The following is a 15276-nucleotide window of genomic DNA, read 5'->3' on the forward strand; positions in this document are numbered from 1 at the left end:
TAGTCCCGTGACCACCACCACGAGCTCCAGTGTCATCCCCACCCTGCCGGGCCGCTACTACACCGATCCGGACCTGTTCGCCCTGGAGCAGAAGAACGTCTTCGAGGCGATGTGGTTCTGCGCGGTCCGCTCGTCGGACCTGCCGAGGCCGGGCTCGTTCCGCACGGTCCAGGTCGGCGCGGAGAGCATCCTGGTCACCAGGGCCCGCGACGGGTCGGCGCGCGCGTTCTTCAACGTGTGCCGGCACCGCGGCGCCACCCTGTGCACGGAGGAGTCGGGCGAGGTCAAGCGGGCCTTCCAGTGCCCGTACCACGCGTGGACGTACGACCTCGACGGCAAGCTGGTCGCGGCGCCCAACCTGACCAAAATGGCCGACCTCGACCGGGTCGGGTACGGCCTGGTCAAGGTGCACGTGCGCGAGTGGCTCGGCTACGTGTGGGTGTGCCTGGCCGACGAGCCGCCGTCGTTCGAGCAGGACGTGCAGGGCGCGGTCGCCGAACGGCTCGGCACGGTGGAGCTGATCGACAACTACGACGTGCCCAACCTGGAGGTGGGCCGGCGCATCGTCTACGACGTCCGGGCCAACTGGAAGCTCATCGTCGAGAACTTCATGGAGTGCTACCACTGCGCCACCATCCACCCCGAGCTGACCGAGGTGCTGCCGGAGTTCGCCGACGGCTACGCGGCGCAGTACTTCGTCGGCCACGGCGCGGAGTTCGGCGAGGAGGTCGAGGGGTTCACGGTGGACGGCTCGGCCGGGCTCGACCGCATCCCGGGGGTGAGCGAGGAGCAGGACCGGCGCTACTACGCCATCACGATCAAGCCGCAGGTGTTCATCAACCTCGTCCCCGACCACGTTATCCTGCACCGCATGTTCCCTCTCGCCGTCGACCGCACGGTCGTCGAGTGCGACTGGCTCTACTTGCCCGACGTGGTGGCGAGCGGCAAGGATCTGGACAAGTCGGTGGAGCTGTTCCACCGGGTCAACGAGCAGGACTTCGAGGCGTGCGAGCGCTGCCAGCCGGCGATGAGCTCGCGCACCTACCGTGACGGCGGCGTGCTGGTGCCGAGCGAGCACCACATCGGCGCCTTCCACGAGTGGGTCCAGGAACGGATCGGGTGAGCGTGACGGGCGACGACGAGGACGCGGGGCTGCGGGTCGGCCGGCCGAAGGACTGGGCGGGCGGGCTGCCCGCGGTGGGCAACGCGATGCGGATCGCCCGGCGCGAGATGGGCGTCGCCCGCACCGCCCGGACGCTGCTGCGGGTCAACCAGAAGGACGGCTTCGACTGCCCGGGGTGCGCCTGGCCGGAGGGCGCGCACCGCAGCCCGGCGGAGTTCTGCGAGAACGGCGCGAAGGCCGTCGCCGAGGAGGCCACGACCCGCCGGGTGACGCCGGAGTTCTTCGCGGCGCACCCGGTGGGCGAGCTGGCCGTGCGCAGCGACCACTGGCTCGGCGGGCAGGGCCGGCTCACCGAGCCGATGCACAAGCCGGCCGGGTCCGACCACTACGTGCCGGTGAGCTGGGAGACGGCGTTCGAGATCGTCGCCCGGGAGCTGCGCGCGCTCGACGGCCCCGACGAGGCGGTGTTCTACACCTCGGGCCGCACCTCCAACGAGGCGGCCTTCGCCTACCAGCTCCTCGTGCGCCGGTTGGGCACCAACAACCTGCCCGACTGCTCCAACATGTGCCACGAGTCCAGCGGCTCGGCGCTCACCGAGACGCTGGGCATCGGCAAGGGCACGGTGTCGCTGGACGACCTGCACCGCGCCGAATTGATCTTCGTGGTGGGGCAGAACCCCGGCACCAACCATCCCCGCATGCTCACCGCGCTGGAGAAGGCCAAGCGGGGCGGGGCGCGGATCATCGCCGTCAACCCGCTGCCCGAGGCCGGCCTGCTGCGCTTCAAGAACCCGCAGCACGTGTCCGGCCTGGGGCGCGGCACGGCACTCGCCGACCGGTTCCTGCAGATCCGGCTCAACGGCGACCTGGCGCTGTTCCAGGCGCTGTCGTCGCTGCTGCTCGACAGCGCGGACCGGGTGTTCGTCGCGGAGCACACGCACGGGTTCGAGGCGTGGGCGGAGCACATCCGCGGCCTCGACTGGGACCGGGTGCTCGCCGCGACCGGCCTGACCCGGGCCGAGGTGGAGGAGACGGCCGCCGACGTCCGCGCGGCAGGCTCGGTGGTCGTCTGCTGGGCCATGGGTCTGACCCAGCACCGCAACTCGGTGGCGACGATCCGCGAGGTGGTCAACTTCCTGCTGCTGCGCGGCAACGTGGGCCGGCCGGGGGCGGGGGTGTGCCCGGTGCGCGGCCACTCCAACGTGCAGGGCGACCGGACGATGGGCATCTACGAGAAGCCGTCGGCCGCCTTCCTCGACGCGCTGGGCGCGGAGTTCGGCTTCGAGCCGCCGCGCCGCCATGGTCTCGACACGGTCGAGGCGATCCGGGCCATGCGGGACGGCCGGGCGAAGGTCTTCTTCGGCATGGGCGGCAACTTCGTCCGGGCCACGCCCGACAGCGCGGTGACGGAGGCGGCGCTGCGCCGTACCCGGCTGACCGTGCAGGTGTCCACGAAGCTCAACCGGTCGCACGCGGTGTGCGGCGAGGAGGCGCTGATCCTGCCGACGCTGGGCCGCACCGAGCGTGACCCCGGCGGCTACGTGACGGTCGAGGACTCGATGGGGCTGGTGCACGCCTCGCGGGGCCGGCTGGAGCCGGCGTCGCCGCACCTGCTGTCGGAGGTGGCCATCGTCTGCCGGCTGGCGCGGGCCGTCCTCGGCGACGACCCGCACGTGCCGTGGGCGGACTTCGAGCGCGACCACGGCGCGATCAGGGACCGGATCGCGCGGGTGATCCCCGGCTTCGAGGATTTCAACGCGCGGGCGCCGGGCGGGTTCGCGCTGCCGAACGCGCCGCGTGACGAGCGCCGTTTCCCGACCGCGACCGGCCGCGCCAACTTCACCGTCAACGAGTTGGAGGTGCTGGAGGTCCCGCCGGGCAGGCTCCTGCTGCAGACGGTCCGCAGCCACGACCAGTACAACACCACCGTGTACGGCCTCGACGACCGCTACCGGGGGGTGAAGGCGGGGCGCAGGGTGGTGTTCGTGCACCCGGACGACCTGGCCGAGCGAGGCCTGGCCGACGGCGACGTGGTGGACCTGGTCAGCGAGTGGCCGGACGGGGAGCGGATGGCCGAGGGCTTCCGGGTGATCGCCTATCCCACGGCCCGGGGCTGCTGCGCGGCCTACTTCCCGGAGACGAACGTGCTGGTGCCGCTCGACTCGGTGGCCGAGACGTCCAACACCCCGACGTCGAAGAGCGTGGTGATCCGGCTGGTCAGGCCTGGTCCGCGTACCCCAGCCGGCGGCTGATCTCCTCGGCGCCCTGCACGAGCCGGGGGGCCAGGTCGTGCATGCGTTCGGCGCTGAAGCGGTAGGCGGGGCCGGAGGCGCTGACGGCGGCGACGACCTCGCCGTGGTAGGAGCGGATGGGCGCGGCCATCGCGTTCAGCCCTTCCTCCAGCTCCTCCAGGCAGTAGGCGTAGCCCGTGCGGCGGGTCTCGGCGAACTGCAGCTCCAGCGCGTCGAGGTCGGTGATCGTCTTGGGGGTGAAGCTCTCCAGCTCGTCCTGGTCCAGCAGCCGTCGGCGCTCGCTCTCGTCCAGGTGGGCGACCAGCGCCTTGCCGCTGGAGGTGGCGTGCAGCGGGGTGATCTGGCCGACCCAGTTGTACGCGGTGACGGCCGAGGGTCCGCGTACCTGGTCGAGGTTGACCGCGTGGGCGGAGCGGAGCACGGCGATGTTGACGGTCTCGCCGATGTCCTCGGCGAGCCGCTGGCAGACCGGCCGGGCGCGGCCGATGACGTCCATCTGGGTGCTGACGCCTCCGGCGAGCCGGATGATGCCGAACCCGAGCCGGTACTTGCCGCGGTCCTCGGCCTGCTCCACCAGGCCGCGCGCCTCCAGGGCGCCGAGCAGCCGGAAGGCGGTCGACTTGTGCACGTCGATCTCGGCGGCGACCTCGCTGACGCCGGCTTCGCCGCGCCGCGACAGGATCTCCAGCACGCTGATGGCCCTGTCGACGGACTGCACGCCTCCACTGCCCGAATCGTTGCTCATAGCGAAACTGTAAGTGCTTGAGGCAACCTTGTGCGCACAGATGCCGAAAAGATCTCCTGTTGCGACTAGTGAAACGCAGTGCGTATAGCGCTACGATTCGGTGAAACGTGCGATGAGACGAGGCACAATGACGTCACAGCAGTACGACTTCGTCATCGTCGGAGGTGGCTCGGCGGGCTGCGCCCTGGCCAACCGGCTCTCCGCGGACCCCGACACGCAGGTGCTGGTCCTGGAGGCCGGCCGTCCCGACTATCCGTGGGACGTGTTCATCCACATGCCGGCCGCGCTCCCGTTTCCCATCGGCAACCGTTTCTACGACTGGGGCTACGAGTCCGAGCCGGAGCCGCACATGCGCGGGCGGCGCGTCTACCACGCCCGTGGCAAGGTGCTCGGCGGCTCCAGCAGCATCAACGGCATGATCTTCCAGCGCGGCAACCCGCTCGACTACGAACGCTGGGCAGCCGACCCCGGCATGAAGAGCTGGGACTACGCGCACTGCCTGCCCTACTTCAAACGGATGGAGAACTGCCTGGCCGACCCCGGGACCCCCTTCCGGGGCCACGACGGGCCGCTGGCCCTGGAGCGCGGCCCCGCGACGACCCCGCTGTTCGCGGCGTTCTTCGAGGCCGTCCAGGAGGCCGGCTACCCGCTCACCGACGACGTCAACGGCTACCGGCAGGAGGGCTTCGCCAGGTTCGACCGCAACATCCGGCGGGGCCGCCGGCTCAGCGCCGCCCGCGCCTACCTGCACCCCGTGCGCAGGCGGCCCAACCTCACGGTCAGGACGCGGGCGCTCGTCTCGCGCGTGCTGTTCGAGGGCACGCGGGCCGTCGGAGTGGAGTACGACGGCGGCACCGTGCGGGCCAAGGAGGTCATCCTGTGCGGCGGCGCCATCAACTCGCCGCAGCTCCTGCAGCTCTCCGGCGTCGGCAACGCCGCGGAGCTGGGCGCCCTCGGCGTCCGCGTCGTCCATGACCTGCCGGGCGTCGGCGAGAACCTCCAGGACCACCTGGAGGTCTACATCCAGCACGGCTGCTCGCAGCCCGTCTCCATGCAGCCCAACCTAAGCAAGTGGCGCCACCCGTGGATCGGCGCGCAGTGGCTGTTCGCCCGCCGGGGACCCGGCGCGACCAACCACTTCGAGGCCGGCGGCTTCGTGCGGAGCAACGAGGACGTCGACTACCCGAACCTGATGTTCCACTTCCTGCCCATCGCCGTCCGCTACGACGGCTCCGCCCCGGCGGGCGGGCACGGCTACCAGGTGCACGTCGGGCCGATGTACTCCGACGCCCGCGGCTCGGTCAAGATCAGGAGCACTGACCCGCGCGAGCACCCCGCGCTGCGCTTCAACTACCTGTCCACCGAGCAGGACCGGCGCGAGTGGGTCGAGGCCGTCCGGGTGGCCCGGCACATCCTCGGCCAGCCGGCGCTGGGCGCGTACAGCACCGGCGAGGTGTCGCCCGGACCGGCCGTAGAGACCGACGAGCAGATCCTCGACTGGGTGGCCAGGGACGGGGAGACGGCGCTGCACCCGTCGTGCACGGCCCGGATGGGCGTCGACGAGATGTCCGTGGTGGACCCCGACACGATGCGCGTGCACGGCGTGGACGGGCTGCGCGTGGTGGACGCCTCGGTCATGCCGTACGTCACCAACGGCAACATCTACGCGCCGGTCATGATGCTGGCGGAGAAGGCGGCCGACCTCATCCTCGGCAACACGCCGCTCGCGCCCGACACGACCGCGTTCTACCGGCACTGCGCGTGAAAGGAGGCGGTGGGGGCCGCCGCGCCCCCACCGCCTCCCGCTCGCGGTGTCTCCCGCTCCGCTGTTCAGCGGAAGACGACGGTCCGGTCGCCGTTCAGCAGCACCCGCTGCTCGCTGTGCCACTTCACGGCGCGGGCCAGCACCTGCGCCTCGACGTCCCGGCCGGCCGTGATCAGGTCGTCGGGGTCGAGTTCGTGGTCCACCCGGACGACGTCCTGCTCGATGATCGGCCCCTCGTCGAGGTCGGCCGTCACGTAGTGCGCGGTCGCGCCGATCAGCTTGACGCCGCGCTCGTGCGCCTGGTGGTACGGCTTGGCGCCCTTGAACCCCGGCAGGAAGGAGTGGTGGATGTTGATGGCCCGCCCTTCGAGCCGCTTGCACAGGTCGTCCGACAGCACCTGCATGTAGCGGGCGAGCACCACGAGGTCCACGTCGTACTCGGCGACCAGCTCCAGCACCCTGGCCTCGGCCTGCGCCTTGGTGTCGGGGGTGACCGGCACGTGGTGGTAGGGCACCCCGTAGGAGGCGGCCAGCGGCTCCAGGTCGGGGTGGTTGGAGACGATCGCCGGGATCTCGATGTTGAGCGCGCCGCCCTGGCGGCGGAACAGCAGGTCGTTCAGGCAGTGACCGAACTTCGACACCATGATGAGCGCCCGGGTGGGCGTCGCGGCGTCGTTGAGCCGCCAGGTCATCTGGAACGACTCGGCGACGTAGGTGAAGCCGGCGCGCAGCTCCTCCAGCCCGTGCTGGGCGGCGAAGTGCACGCGCATGAAGAAGCCGCCGCCTCTGCGGTCGTTGAACTGCTTGCTCTGCAGCATGTTGCCGCCGTGCTGCACCAGGAAGCTGGTCACGGCGTACACGATGCCCGGCTTGTCGGAACAGGCGACCGTGAGGACGAACTCGCGTCCGGGATCGGGCCGAGGAGACATCACACCTCCTAGTGTTGCGTATAGCGCAAAGTGGTGATGTATGCGCAACAGCGTGGCCGTGGAGGGCCGGTCCCGTCAAGGGGGCGGTCGCCTGGCGTGACGGCCGCACTTCGCACCGATTTGGGGTGTGATGTGCGCCACCTCTTGACGTGGTGGAGTTAAGCGGTCAATCCTGTTCCTCACTAAGCATTGTCTTGCGCGATACGCAACGATCAGAGGTGTGCCGATGACCGATCTCTACATCGGCGGCACGTGGACCAAGCCGGCCGACGGTGGGCAGCGCCGCATTCACTCGCCCGCCGACGGCAGCGTCGTGACCACGGTCGCAGAAGCCACCGCGACCGACACCGTCGCCGCCATCCGGGCCGCCCGGCACGCGTTCGACCACGGCCCCTGGCCGGCCACCCCGGCGCGGGAGCGCGGCGCGCTGCTCCACCGGGTGGCCGACCTGCTGGAGCGCGACCGCGACGGCTTCGCCCGCGCCGAGTCCGGCGACACCGGCAAGCGGCTCGTGGAGAGCGAGTACGACGTCGACGACTGTGTGGCCTGCCTGCGCCACTTCGCCGGCGTTGCCGGCACCGACGCGGGCCGCGTCGTCGACACCGGCCGCGACGACGCCATCAGCCGGATCGTCCACGAGCCGATCGGCGTGTGCGGCCTCATCACCCCGTGGAACTACCCGCTCCTCCAGGCAACGTGGAAGGTGGCCCCGGCGCTCGCGGCCGGCGACACGTTCGTGCTCAAGCCGAGCGAGCTGACCCCCAGCACCGCGATCCTGCTCATGCGGGCCCTGGAGGAGGCCGGCCTGCCCGCCGGCGTCGCCAACCTGGTGCTGGGAGCGGGGGCGAGCGCCGGCGCGCCGCTCGCCGAGCACCCCGACGTGGACCTCGTCTCGTTCACCGGCGGCCTGGAGACCGGCCGGCGGATCATGGCGGCGGCGTCGGCCACGGTCAAGCGGGTGGCGCTGGAGCTCGGCGGCAAGAACCCCAACATCGTCTTCGCCGACGCCGACTTCGAGACCGCCGTGGACTTCGCGCTCACCGCCGTGTTCCTGCACTCCGGCCAGGTGTGCTCGGCCGGCGCGCGGCTGCTCGTGGAGGACCCGCTGGCCGACGCGTTCGTGGCCGAGCTGGTACGGCGGGCCGAGCTGATCCGCCCCGGCGGCCCGTTCGACCCCGAGGCGCACACCGGGCCGCTCATCTCCGCCGCGCACCTGGCCAAGGTCGAGGAGTACGTGGCGGCGGGCCTGGCGGAGGGCGCGGTGCTGCGCTGCGGCGGCGAGCGGCTCACCGGCCCCGGCTTCGACCAGGGCTTCTTCTACCCGCCGACCGTGCTGGACGCGTGCAAGCAGGGCATGCGGGTAGTACGTGAGGAGTCGTTCGGCCCCGTTCTCACCGTGGAACGCTTCTCCGGCGAGGACGAGGCCGTCCGCCTCGCCAACGACACCGAGTACGGCCTCGCGGGCGCCGTCTGGACCCAGGACGCCGGCCGGGCGCAGCGCGTGGCGGGCCGGCTGCGGGCCGGCACGGTGTGGATCAACGACTACCACCCCTACGTGCCGCAGGCCGAATGGGGCGGTTTCAAGCAGTCGGGCATCGGCCGCGAGCTGGGGCCGGCCGGGCTGGACGAGTACCGAGAGATCAAGCACGTGTGGCAGAACACCCGCCCGCGTCCCCAGCGGTGGTTCCCAGCGAACTGACGCTCCGACGACCGCGCCGACGACCAAGAGGTGGTCATGACTGTGCCGTCAGTGGCCGAACGTAGTGCACCCGACACCGACACCACGCCCGTCCTCGCCGTCCGCGACCTGTGGAAGGTGTTCGGCCCCAAGGCCGACGGCGTCGTCGGCAGCACCCTCAGCCGCCGGGAGCTCAAGGAGCGGACGGGCTGCGTCGCGGCCGTCCGCGACGTCTCCTTCGAGGTGCGCAGGGGCGAGGTGTTCGTCGTCATGGGCCTGTCCGGCTCGGGCAAGTCGACGCTGGTCCGCTGCCTGACCCGGCTGATCGAGCCCACGGCCGGCGAGGTGCTGCTGGACGGCGAGGACGTCCGCAAGGCCGACGACCGCAGGCTGCGCGAGCTGCGCAGGCACCGCATGGCGATGGTCTTCCAGCACTTCGGCCTGCTGCCGCACCGCTGCGTGCTCGAGAACGTCGCCTTCGGCCTGGAGATCCGCGGGGTGACCAAGCGGGAGCGCTACGCCAGGGCCCGAGAGGTGGTGGGCCTGGTCGGGCTCACCGGCTTCGAGAACTCCTATCCCGACCAGCTCTCCGGCGGCATGCAGCAGCGGGTCGGCCTGGCCCGGGCGCTCGCGGCCGACCCCGAGGTGCTGCTGTTCGACGAGCCGTTCTCCGCGCTGGACCCGCTGATCCGGCGCGAGATGCAGAACGAGGTCATCCGCCTGCACCACGAGGTCGGCAAGACGATGATCTTCATCACGCACGACCTGTCCGAGGCGCTGAAGCTGGGCGACCGGATCCTCATCATGCGTGACGGCGAGCTGGTCCAGGTGGGCACGCCCGACCAGGTGGTGGGCGCGCCGGCCGACGACTACGTCAGGGACTTCGTCAGCGACATCCCCCGCTCGCACGTGCTGACGCTGCGCTGGATCATGCGCCCGCCGCAGGCCGGCGAGCCGCTCGACGGCCCGGAGCTGGGCCCCGACGTGGTGATCCGCGACGCCGTGCACGCCGTGCTCTGCGCCGACCGGCCGGTGCGGGTCACCGACGGCGACAGCCTGCTCGGCGTGGTGACCAGCGCGGAGATCCTGGAGGTCATCGCCGGGGGGCAGCACTGATGGCGGCCGTGAACGTGGTCGCCGCGCGGGTCGCCGCCCGGCTGCCGGCCCGCGCCCCCTTGGTCCTCGCGGTGCTCGCGGCGTGGGTGCTGGGCTGGGTGCTGCTGCGCGGCCGCGACACGCTGCAACTCGGCGGGGCGGAGCTGACCTCGCTGCACACCTCGCTCGGCGACGGCATGGACGCCGTGGACGCCGGCCGCGACAGCAACCCGTTCTTCCTGTACTTCGTCAACTACATCCGGCTCTTCCTCGACGAGGCCGTGACGTTCGTCCAGGCTCTGATCAGCCAGCCGTCGTTCGGCCGGCCGGTCCCCGTGCTCGGCTGGCTCGGCGTGGTGGGCCTGGCCACCGCCGTCGCCTTCCTGTACGGCAACCGGAAGGTGGCGCTGCTGACCGCCGCCGGGTTCCTGTCGTTCGGCGTGCTCGGCCTGTGGCAGGAGAGCATGGACACCTTGGCGCTGACGCTGACCGCGGTGACGCTGTCGCTGGCCGTCGGCATCCCGCTCGGCGTGTGGGCCGGGCTGAGCGACCGCTTCCACCGGCTGGTCACCCCGGTGCTGGACTTCATGCAGACGATGCCGACGTTCGTCTACCTGGCGCCGCTCACCCTGTTCTTCCTCATCGGCCCGGCCAGCGCGACGGTCGCCACCATGATCTACGCGATCCCGCCGGCCATCCGGATCACCGCGCACGGCATCAGGCAGGTCTCGGCCGAGACGCTGGAGGCGAGCGCCTCGCTCGGCGTCACCCGGGTGCAGGCGCTGCGGCATGTCCGGCTGCCGATGGCCAAGCAGACGATCATCGTCGGCGTCAACCAGACCATCATGGCCGCCCTGTCCATGGCCACCATCGCGGCGCTCATCGACGCGCCCGGCCTGGGCAAGACCGTGCTGAAGGCGCTGCAGACGCTCGACGTCGGCACCGCGTTCAACGCCGGGCTGGCCATCGTCGTCATGGCCGTGGTGCTCGACCGGGCGACCTCGGCGGCCAGCCGCCGCGTCGAGGCGGAGCGCCGGGCCGGCCGGCGGCGCACCGTGCGCGGCCGCCGTCTGGAGGTCGCGGGCGTCCTCGGCGTGGCCGCCGTGCTCGGCTACCTGTCGTACACCTACGTGTGGGCGGCGGAGTTCCCCGCCCAGGCCAACCTGGGCTTCGCCGTGCGCGGCGCGGCCGACGCCGCGAGCCTGTGGGTGCAGGACAGCCTGGTCACCTACACCGACGCGGTCAAGAACGGGCTCACCAACGGGCTGCTCAACCCGTTCGAGGCGCTGCTGACCGGCTCGCCCTGGTGGCTGGTCGCCGCCGTGGCCGTGGCGGTCGCGCTGCTCGTCGGCAGCGTGCGGGCGGCGCTGGTCACCACGGCCGGGCTGCTGGCGCTGGTGCTGCTCGGGCTGTGGCAGGACAGCATGGTCACGCTCGCCTCCACGCTCGTCGCGACGATCCTCGTCATGGTGCTCGGCGTGATCGTCGGGGTGTGGATGGGCCGCAGCGACCGGGCCGACACGCTGCTGCGGCCGGTGCTGGACGCGGGGCAGACCATGCCGGCCTTCGTCTACCTGGTGCCCATCCTCGGCCTGTTCGGGCCGACGCGGTTCACCGCGATCATCGCGGCCGTGGTGTTCGCCGCGCCGATCGCGATCAAGCTGGTCGCCGAGGGCATCAGGCGGGTCTCGGCCACCACCGTCGAGGCGGCCACCTCGGCCGGCGCGAGCACCTGGCAGCTCATCTCCAAGGTGCAGCTCCCGATGGCGCGCAGCGCCCTGACGCTGGCGGCCAGCCAGGGGCTCATCTATGTGCTGTCCATGGTGGTCGTCGGCGGCCTGGTCGGCGCGGGGGCCCTCGGCTACGACGTCGTGGCCGGCTTCTCCCAGCACCAGCTGCGCGGCAAGGGGCTGGCCGCCGGGCTGGCCATCGTCGTGCTCGGCATCGTGCTCGACCGCGTCATGAGGGCCGCCACCGAGCGGGCCGACGCCGCCGCGCACGGTGCGCTCCACGGCGGGTCCCAGGGCGGATCCCAGGGCGGGTCCCATGACAGATGACGGACACCGGCCGGCGGCCGGTGAGAACCAGGAGGACCAGGTGGCAGTTACCAGGAGCGGAAAGGTCCGGGCGGCCGCGCTCGCGACGGGCGCCGGCCTCCTGCTCACCGCGTGCGGCGGGGCGAAGGTGGGCGAGGTGCAGTCCGGCGCGAGCAGCGCGGCGAGCGGGCCGGGGGGTTGCGGCACCGTCAACCTCGCGATCAACCCGTGGGTGGGTTACGAGGCCAACGCCGCCGTCATCGCGCACGTGGCCGAGAAGCAGCTCGGCTGCAAGGTGGTCAAGAAGGACCTGAAGGAGGAGGTGGCCTGGCAGGGGTTCGCCACCGGCGAGGTCGACGCGATCGTGGAGAACTGGGCCCACGACGACCTGAAGAAGAAGTACATCGACGAGCAGAAGGTCGCGGTGAACGCCGGGCCGACCGGCAACAAGGGCGTCATCGGCTGGTACGTGGCCCCGTGGCTGGCGCAGAAGTACCCGGACATCACCGACTGGAAGAACCTCAACAAGTACGCCTCCCTGTTCAAGACGTCCGAGTCCGGCGGCAAGGGGCAGCTCCTCGACGGCGACCCGTCGTTCGTCACCAACGACGGGGCCCTGGTCAAGAACCTGAAGCTGGACTACAAGGTCGTCTACGCCGGCAGTGAGACGGCGCTCATCTCGGCCTTCCGCCAGTCGGAGAAGCTGCAGAAACCGGTGCTCGGCTACTTCTACGAGCCGCAGTGGTTCCTGTCGGAGCTGCGGCTGGTCAAGGTGAACCTGCCGGCCTGGACCGAGGGCTGCGACGCCGACGCGGAGAAGGTGGCCTGCGACTACCCGCCGTACGAGCTGGACAAGATCGTCAGCAAGAAGTTCGCCGACTCGGGCAGCCCCGCGTACACGCTGGTCAAGAACTTCACGTGGACGAACGAGGACCAGAACCTGGTGGCCAAGTACATCGCCGAGGACAAGATGAAGCCGGAGGAGGCGGCCGCGAAGTGGGTGGCCGACAACCCGGACAAGGTGAAGGGCTGGCTGCCCGCCGGATGAGGATGCGCCGCGCCCGGCCCGGTCGACGTGAGCTGCGACCGGGCCGGGCGCGCGCGTGTTGTTGGACCGTTCCCGGTGAGCCGTGCAAACCGTATGGAATCCGGCAGAACACCCCCTTGACACCCGGAACGGAGCAAGCGACGCTTGTTGCGAAAAGCGCGTTTGGTTGCATATTTCGCAACAACGGAGGTGGCTATGACGGGCCCTAGCGTCGTCATCATCGGCGCCGGAGTGGTCGGCGCGGCTCTCGCCGACGAGCTGTCCGCCCGCGGCTGGACCGACGTCACCGTCGTCGACCAGGGAGACGTACCCGCCACCGGCGGCTCCTCCTCCCACGCCCCCGGTCTGGTCTTCCAGATCAACGGCTCCAAGACGATGACAGAGATGGCCCGCTACACCGTCGAGAAGTTCGTCGAACTGGACAGCTTCCACCAGGTGGGCGGGCTCGAAGTGGCCACCACCCCCGAACGGCTCGCCGAGCTGCATCGCCGCCACGGCTGGGCGGCCTCCTGGGGGATCGAGACCCACCTGCTCTCGCCGGAGGAGAGCGTCGCCCGCCACTCGCTGCTCGACCCCGGCACGGTGCTCGGCGGCCTGCACATCCCCACCGACGGCCTGGCCAAGGCAGTCAAGGCCGTGGACGCCCAGCTCGCCCGCGCCCGCTCCCGCGGCGTCCGGGTGCTGCCCAGGCACGAGGTGCTCGACATCACCACCGAGGGCGGCCGGGTCAAGACGGTCGTCACCGACCACGGCGAGCTCCCCGCCGACATCGTCGTCTGCTGCGCCGGCATCTGGGGGCCCAAGGTCGCCCGCATGGTCGGCATGGAACTGCCGCTCGTCCCGCTCGCCCACCAGCTCGCCTGGACCGGCCAGGTGCCCGACCTGGCCGGGCAGACCGTCGAGGCGTCCCGGCCGATCCTGCGCCACCAGGACGCCGACCTCTACTACCGCGAGCGCTTCGACACCCTCGGCATCGGCTACTACGGCCACCGCCCCATGCCCGTCAGCGCCGACGACATCCTGTCCGTGGACGAGGCCGAGGTGATGCCCTCGGTGCTCACCTTCACCCCCGACGACTTCGCCGACGCCTGGACCGAGACGCGACGGCTGCTGCCGTCCACCCGCTCGGCCAAGGTCGAGGAGGGCATCAACGGGCTGTTCTCCTTCACCACCGACCACCTGCCGCTGCTGGGCGAGTCGCGCGACGTCGCCGGCTTCTGGGTCGCCGAGGCCGTCTGGGTCACCCACTCCGCCGGAGTCGGCCGGGCCATGGCCGAATGGCTCGTGGACGGCCACTGCGGCTCCTTCGACCTGCACGAGTGCGACGTCAACCGGTTCGAGCCGCACCAGATCGCCCCCGACTACGTGCGGGCCCGCGGCTGCCAGAACTACGTCGAGGTCTACGACATCATCCACCCGCTCCAGCCGATGGAGGAGCCGCGCCCGCTGCGCACCAGCCCCTTCCACGTCCGGCAGCGGGAGCTCGGCGCGACGTTCCTGGAAGCGTCCGGCTGGGAACGCCCGCAGTGGTACGAGGCCAACGCCCCCCTGGTGGCCGGCCGCGACATCCCCACGCCGGGCGACTGGGCGGCCCGCCACTGGTCGCCGATCGTCGCCGCCGAGGCCCAGGCCACCCGCGAGAACGTCGCCCTGTACGACATGACCGCGCTCAAGCGGCTGGAGGTCGGCGGCCCGGGAGCCGTCGCCTTCCTGCAACGGCTCACCACCGGCGACGTGGACAAGGCCGTCGGCTCCGTGACGTACTGCCTGCTGCTCGACGTGGACGGCGGCATCCGCAGCGACGTCACCGTGGCCCGGCTTGGCCCCCAGGAGTTCCAGGTCGGCGCGAACGGCAACCTCGACCTCGACTGGTTCGAGCGGCACCGGCCCGCCGACGTGTTCGTCCGCGACCTCACCCCCGGCACCTGCTGCGTCGGCGTGTGGGGCCCGAAGGCGCGCGACCTCGTCCAGCCGCTCACCCGCGCCGACCTCAGGGCGCTGCGCTACTTCCGCGGCACCCGCACCCACATCGGCAACGTGCCCGTCACCATGCTCCGCCTCTCCTACGTCGGCGAGCTGGGCTGGGAGATCTACACCACCGCCGACCTCGGCCTGAAACTGTGGGACACGCTCTGGGAGGCGGGCCGCGACCACGGCGTCATCGCCGCCGGCCGGGGCGCCTTCACCAGCCTGCGCCTGGAGAAGGGCTACCGCTCCTTCGGCACCGACATGACCTTCGAGCACGACCCCTACGAGGCCGGGCTGGGCTTCGCCGTCAAGCTCGACAAGGGCGACTTCATCGGCCGCGAGGCGCTGCTCGCCCGCAAGGAGTCGGTCACCCGCAGGCTCGCCTGCCTGCTCACCGACGAGGTCGTCATGGGCAGGGAGCCCGTGTACGACGGCGACCGGCCCGTCGGCTACGTCACCAGCGCCGCCTACGGCCACACGATCGGCCGGGCCATCGCCTACGCGTGGCTGCCCGCCTCGCTCGCCACCCCGGGCCGAAGGCTCCACCTCGGCTACTTCGACCGGCGGGTCGAGGCCGTGGTGGCCGAGGAGCCCCTGTTCGACCCGGCGATGACCCGGCTGCGCGGTTAGGAAAGGA

Annotated in this window: 10 protein-coding genes; 8 read left to right on the forward strand and 2 right to left on the reverse strand. The window is 71.2% G+C overall.

All coding sequences use genetic code 11. From position 1 onward, the window contains the following. The first annotated feature begins 7 nt into the window (after nucleotides 1–7). Nucleotides 8–1123 (forward strand): aromatic ring-hydroxylating dioxygenase subunit alpha, encoded by a 1116-nt coding sequence (locus ACGF0J_RS10985; protein ID WP_393144341.1) that lies wholly within the window; start codon nucleotides 8–10, stop codon nucleotides 1121–1123. Then, nucleotides 1120–3375, forward strand: coding sequence for an FdhF/YdeP family oxidoreductase (locus ACGF0J_RS10990; protein ID WP_393144343.1), 2256 nt, complete (start codon nucleotides 1120–1122; stop codon nucleotides 3373–3375). The genes ACGF0J_RS10985 and ACGF0J_RS10990 overlap by 4 nt, the downstream gene beginning before the upstream one ends. Here the strand turns inward: ACGF0J_RS10990 and ACGF0J_RS10995 are convergent. Further along, nucleotides 3341–4120, reverse strand: a complete 780-nt coding sequence (locus ACGF0J_RS10995) for an IclR family transcriptional regulator (RefSeq protein WP_393144345.1) — start codon at nucleotides 4118–4120, stop codon at nucleotides 3341–3343. The genes ACGF0J_RS10990 and ACGF0J_RS10995 overlap by 35 nt on opposite strands. A 127-nt stretch (nucleotides 4121–4247) precedes the next feature. On the opposite strand from ACGF0J_RS10995, the gene betA reads away from it, so the two are divergent. Next, the gene (gene betA, locus ACGF0J_RS11000; RefSeq protein WP_393144347.1) at nucleotides 4248–5885 is read left to right on the forward strand and encodes a choline dehydrogenase; all 1638 of its coding nucleotides are present in this window, start codon (nucleotides 4248–4250) and stop codon (nucleotides 5883–5885) included. 65 nt (nucleotides 5886–5950) lie between these two features. On the opposite strand, the gene purU is transcribed toward betA, so the two are convergent. Then, on the reverse strand, nucleotides 5951–6814 hold the full coding sequence (gene purU, locus ACGF0J_RS11005; RefSeq protein ID WP_393144349.1) for a formyltetrahydrofolate deformylase: 864 nt from the start codon (nucleotides 6812–6814) through the stop codon (nucleotides 5951–5953). Nucleotides 6815–7040: 226 nt separating this feature from the next. On the opposite strand from purU, the gene ACGF0J_RS11010 reads away from it, so the two are divergent. From ACGF0J_RS11010 to ACGF0J_RS11030, 5 genes are all read left to right on the forward strand, one after another. After that, nucleotides 7041–8513, forward strand: a complete 1473-nt coding sequence (locus ACGF0J_RS11010; RefSeq protein ID WP_393144351.1) for an aldehyde dehydrogenase family protein — start codon at nucleotides 7041–7043, stop codon at nucleotides 8511–8513. Between the two features lie 36 nt (nucleotides 8514–8549). Beyond that, a complete protein-coding gene (locus tag ACGF0J_RS11015; protein ID WP_393144353.1) occupies nucleotides 8550–9608 on the forward strand; it encodes a glycine betaine/L-proline ABC transporter ATP-binding protein in 1059 nt (352 codons plus the stop codon). Further along, nucleotides 9608–11644, forward strand: coding sequence for an ABC transporter permease (locus ACGF0J_RS11020; RefSeq protein ID WP_393144355.1), 2037 nt, complete (start codon nucleotides 9608–9610; stop codon nucleotides 11642–11644). The genes ACGF0J_RS11015 and ACGF0J_RS11020 overlap by 1 nt, the downstream gene beginning before the upstream one ends. Next, nucleotides 11634–12671 (forward strand): ABC transporter substrate-binding protein, encoded by a 1038-nt coding sequence (locus ACGF0J_RS11025; protein WP_393144357.1) that lies wholly within the window; start codon nucleotides 11634–11636, stop codon nucleotides 12669–12671. Before ACGF0J_RS11020 ends, ACGF0J_RS11025 begins: the two co-directional genes overlap by 11 nt. Nucleotides 12672–12866: 195 nt before the next feature. After that, nucleotides 12867–15269, forward strand: a complete 2403-nt coding sequence (locus ACGF0J_RS11030) for an FAD-dependent oxidoreductase (RefSeq protein WP_393144359.1) — start codon at nucleotides 12867–12869, stop codon at nucleotides 15267–15269. Nucleotides 15270–15276: the final 7 nt, after the last annotated feature.

It is taken from the genome of Nonomuraea sp. NPDC047897, from assembly GCF_043204415.1.
Classification (GTDB): Bacteria; Actinomycetota; Actinomycetes; order Streptosporangiales; family Streptosporangiaceae; genus Nonomuraea.

Coding starts and splice junctions, on each gene's coding strand:
- ACGF0J_RS11015 (WP_393144353.1), top strand. CDS start 8,550: ATGACTGTGCCGTCAGTGGCCGAACGTAGTGCACCCGACACCGACACC.
- ACGF0J_RS10995 (WP_393144345.1), bottom strand. CDS start 4,120: ATGAGCAACGATTCGGGCAGTGGAGGCGTGCAGTCCGTCGACAGGGCC.
- ACGF0J_RS11020 (WP_393144355.1), top strand. CDS start 9,608: ATGGCGGCCGTGAACGTGGTCGCCGCGCGGGTCGCCGCCCGGCTGCCG.
- ACGF0J_RS11030 (WP_393144359.1), top strand. CDS start 12,867: ATGACGGGCCCTAGCGTCGTCATCATCGGCGCCGGAGTGGTCGGCGCG.
- purU (WP_393144349.1), bottom strand. CDS start 6,814: ATGTCTCCTCGGCCCGATCCCGGACGCGAGTTCGTCCTCACGGTCGCC.
- betA (WP_393144347.1), top strand. CDS start 4,248: ATGACGTCACAGCAGTACGACTTCGTCATCGTCGGAGGTGGCTCGGCG.
- ACGF0J_RS11010 (WP_393144351.1), top strand. CDS start 7,041: ATGACCGATCTCTACATCGGCGGCACGTGGACCAAGCCGGCCGACGGT.
- ACGF0J_RS11025 (WP_393144357.1), top strand. CDS start 11,634: ATGACAGATGACGGACACCGGCCGGCGGCCGGTGAGAACCAGGAGGAC.